This is a genomic window from Devosia sp. (genome assembly GCF_041917035.1).
In the GTDB taxonomy this organism is placed as follows: Bacteria; Pseudomonadota; Alphaproteobacteria; order Rhizobiales; family Devosiaceae; genus Devosia_A.
Genome location: NZ_JAYRYM010000302.1, coordinates 190 through 3,935, shown reverse-complemented (window position 1 = coordinate 3,935; position 3,746 = coordinate 190). Strand labels below are relative to the sequence as shown.

3 protein-coding genes and 1 pseudogene are annotated in these 3,746 nt (G+C 69.3%); 3 read left to right on the top strand and 1 reads right to left on the bottom strand.

The annotated features are described in order from the left end of the window. Nucleotides 1-908 (top strand): hydantoinase B/oxoprolinase family protein (locus ACE3TU_RS19885; RefSeq protein WP_374627398.1); only part of this gene is annotated, 908 nt, incomplete at its 5' end. A 23-nt stretch (nt 909-931) separates the two neighbouring features. Here the strand turns inward: ACE3TU_RS19885 and ACE3TU_RS19880 are convergent. After that, complete coding sequence (locus ACE3TU_RS19880) at nt 932-1,867, bottom strand: dihydrodipicolinate synthase family protein (RefSeq protein WP_374627396.1); 936 nt, start codon at nt 1,865-1,867, stop codon at nt 932-934. 197 nt (nt 1,868-2,064) lie between these two features. Here ACE3TU_RS19880 and ACE3TU_RS19875 point away from each other — a divergent pair, with 197 nt between their 5' ends. Further along, nucleotides 2,065-3,339 (top strand): ArgE/DapE family deacylase, encoded by a 1,275-nt coding sequence (locus ACE3TU_RS19875; RefSeq protein ID WP_374627394.1) that lies wholly within the window; start codon nt 2,065-2,067, stop codon nt 3,337-3,339. 222 nt (nt 3,340-3,561) lie between these two features. Further along, nucleotides 3,562-3,746 (top strand): annotated as a pseudogene (locus tag ACE3TU_RS19870) (hypothetical protein); the annotation flags it as partial.

The following is a 3,746-nucleotide window of genomic DNA, read 5'->3' as shown; positions in this document are numbered from 1 at the left end:
TCAACGTCAAGGTCACCATCTCGGACGAGGCCTTCGTCGTCGACCTGCGCGACAATCCGGACCAGGCCCGCAATCCGGTCAACACCAGCCGCGACGGCGTGATGGTCGCCGCCCAGCTGATCGTCAAGTCGCTGACCGATCCCTATTCGGCGGCCAACGAGGGCTCGTTCCGGCCGATCCGGCTGCTGACCCGACCCGGCTCGGTCTTCGAGGCCACCGAGCCGGCGCCGATCGGCTTCTACTACGAGGTCCTGCTGCGCGTGTACGACCTGATCTGGCGCTGCCTCGCCCCGCACATGCCGGATCGGCTGGCGGCAGGACACTTCGCCTCGGTCTGCGGCACCTTCATCGGCGGCGTCCATCCCGATACCGGCCGGCAGTACACCATCATCGAGCCGCAGATCGGCGGCTGGGGCGGCACCCGCGGCCGCGACGGCAACAGCGCCATGTTCTGCGGCTTTCACGGCGAGACCTTCAACTGCCCCGCCGAGATCAACGAGGCGCGCAACGGGCTCTATGTCGATCGCATGGAGCTCAATCTCGAGCCGGGCGGCGAGGGCAGGTACCGCGGCGGCCGCGGCATCGTCATGGATTACCGTCTGCGCGCCGACAACGGCTTCCTGACCATGGGCTACACCCGCTCGAAATTCCCCGCCTGGGCCCTGGACGGCGGGCGCGAGGGCAGCCCCAACTACGTGCGCCACCTGGGCAGGGACGGCACCGACCAGCGCTATTCCTTCGTCTCGGGGCTCACCACCCATACCGATGACGTGATCCGGGTCGTCACCGGCAATGGCGGCGGCATCGGCGACCCCAGGACGCGCGATCGCGCCCTCGTGGCGATGGACATCAAGAACGGACTGATCACGCCCGAGCGGGCGCGAGAAGTCTATGGCTACGAGGCCTGACGGCCGCCCGCTGTCGGCCCGGTCTACTGGGCCGACCAGCCGGCGTACCAGGTGCGGAAGCGCTTCAGGGCCGCTGCCGCGAACGCCTTCTGGGTCGGGCTCAGCTCGTCCTCGGGGTTGAAATGCAGCTCGTATTCCGCCCCGCCGTCGAGGAACAGCAGGTACTTGAAGTAGAGCACCAGGTCGGTGCCGGCATCCCAGGTCGAGAGCACCATCAGCGCTTCTTCCAGTTCCTTGGCCTTGCGGCGGGCCACCGCGTCGCCCTGCTGCGCCTTCTGGCACAGCGCGACGAGGTGCAGCACCTCGCGGGGCAGGCAATTGCCGATGCCGGTGATGGCGCCGCCGGCGCCGCACTCGACGAAGCCGTGGTAGACCGCCGTGTCGACGCCCACCATCAGCGTCAGCTCCGGATTGCCGGAGGTGATGTGCTCGGCGGCATAGCTCAGGTCGTCCTCGCCGCCGAACTCCTTGAAGCCGACGAGGTTGGGGTGGTTCTCGCGGAGCGCGAAGAACAGTTCCGCCCGCGTCGCGAAGCCGTAGACCGGGCTGTTGTAGATCACCGCGGGCAGGTTCGGCGCGGCCCCGAGCAGCGCTTCGAAATGGGCCTTCTGCGCCGCCGTCGAGCTGCCGCGGGAGAGTACGCGCGGGATCAGCATCAGGCCGGCGGCGCCGACCCTGGCGGCATGCGCCGCGTGCGCGACGGCGCTCTTGGTGTTGACCGCCCCGGTGCCCACGATGACCTTGATGCCGGCCCTGACCAGCCGTTCGACGCCTTCCATGCGCTGCGCATCGGTGAGCAGCGGCCAGTCGCCCATCGAGCCGCAATAGACCACGCCGGACATGCCCAGTCCGGTGAGTTCCTTGGCCTTGCGGACCAGCGCGTCGAAATCCGGCGTGCGGTCGGGACGGCAGGGGGTCATCAGGGCGGGAATGCTGCCGGTGAAGGGCGACTTGGTCATCTTGCTCCTCGCATCGCAAAGGCGCGGCGGGCGGCTCGGATGGCACCTCGGGGCCCGGCGTCGTCTGGCTCTCTAGTGCTTAGCCGACAGTTTGTCGACACTAAAAATGGAACGCGCACCGCATTCCCCGCAGCGAGACCCCTTGCCAGCCCGTCGGCAAGTTATTTTCTATGTCGACAACCCCGGGGAGCGTGCGCATGAACGTCGATCGGCAGCAGTTGGGCGAGGCCGTGGCGGCAGGCTTTGCCGATCAGCTCGAGTGGCTCGCGACGCTCGTGCGGTTCGACTCGACGCGCGGCAACGAGGCCGCCTGCCAGGACTGGCTGGCGGCCGAGTACGCGGCGCGCGGCTGGCAGGTCGATCGCTACACGCTGGACGAGGTGGCGATCGAGGGCCTCCCCGGCTATTCGCCGGTCGTCGATGCCGATTACTCCAGGGCCGTGCAGGTGGTGGCGACGCACCAGGTCCCGCGGCCGCGCGGACGCAGCCTGATCCTGCAGGGCCATATCGACGTCGTTCCGACCGGCGCGCCGGAGCTGTGGGAGCACGATCCGTTCGAACCGCGCATTGTCGATGGCTGGATGCACGGGCGCGGGGCCGCCGACATGAAATGCGGTGTGTCGGCCATGGTCTTCGCCCTCGATGCCCTGCGTCGCCTCGGCTACGTGCCGGCCGCGACCGTCCATGTCGAGACGGTGAGCGAGGAAGAGTGCACCGGCAACGGCGCGCTCTCGACCCTGGTGCGCGGCTATCGCGCCGACGCCGCGCTGATCCCGGAGAGCATGGGGCACAAGATCATCCGGGCCGAGCTGGGATCCGTCTGGTTCCGCCTGCGCATCCTGGGCCAGCCGGGGCACGTGCTGGCGGCCGCCGCCCCGGGCGCCCACGCCATCCTTGCGGCCACCGACTACATCGCCGCCCTGCAGCAGCTGACGGCACAGATCAATGTCGAGGCGCGCAGCCACCCCCATTTCGGCGTCGTCGAGAACCCGGTCAAGTTCAACCCCGGCAAGATCCGTGGCGGCGACTGGCTGGGCTCGGTCCCCTCGTGGTGCGAACTCGAGTGCCGCCTCTCGGTGCTGCCCGGCCATTCCCTGCCCGAGGTGCGGGCCCGCGTCGCGGCAGCGGTGGCCGCCTGTGCCGACCGGCTGGGGACGCCGGTGCCGGCACTGAGCTGGATCGGCTTTCAGGCCGACGGCCACGTCTTCGGCCCCGGCACCGAGGCCGAGGCGGTCCTCGCCCGGGCCCATGCCGCCGTTCTCGGCGGCCCGCTCGAGTCGGTCGCCCTGACCGCCACCAGCGATACCCGCTTCTATGACCTCTACTACGGCATTCCCGCCCTCTGCTACGGCGGACACGCGCGCGGCATGCACGCGCCGTCCGAGGCCGTCGACCTCGAAAGCCTGAGGCGGACCACCGAGGTGATCGCCGGCTTCGTCGCCGACTGGTGCGGGCTCGACCCGGTGGGCTAGGGCGACGCCGGTCCTCTGACGAGAGGGCGGGGCGCCGCATCGCATGTTCTATGTCGACAATGTGAAAGTTTACCGCTACTAAAATTGGTGAGAGGCGAAAGGGAAGGCCGAGGTGTTCTACGGGGGTAGTGACGCACGGACGGGGGACACGGTCCGGAGCGGACCGTGCGATGGTCGGCCGATCGGTTCGATGGCGCGAACCGGGTTACCCGGAGCACGCCCGTGACGCGCCCCACCGTCTTCACCAATGCGCGGCTCCCCGACCTTGCCCGCGGCACCCTGACGGCTCCGACGACGCTCACCGTCGCCGACGGCCGCATCGTCGGCGAGGGAATCCCCGCCCCGGCCGGTGCCGAGCTGGTCGATCTGGGCGGCCTGACGCTGATGCCCGGGCTGATCGACTGCCA

What these genes read in the sequence shown, in the direction of transcription:
- ACE3TU_RS19880 (WP_374627396.1), bottom strand. Translation starts at nt 1,867, where the DNA reads ATGACCAAGTCGCCCTTCACCGGCAGCATTCCCGCCCTGATGACCCCC.
- ACE3TU_RS19875 (WP_374627394.1), top strand. Translation starts at nt 2,065, where the DNA reads ATGAACGTCGATCGGCAGCAGTTGGGCGAGGCCGTGGCGGCAGGCTTT.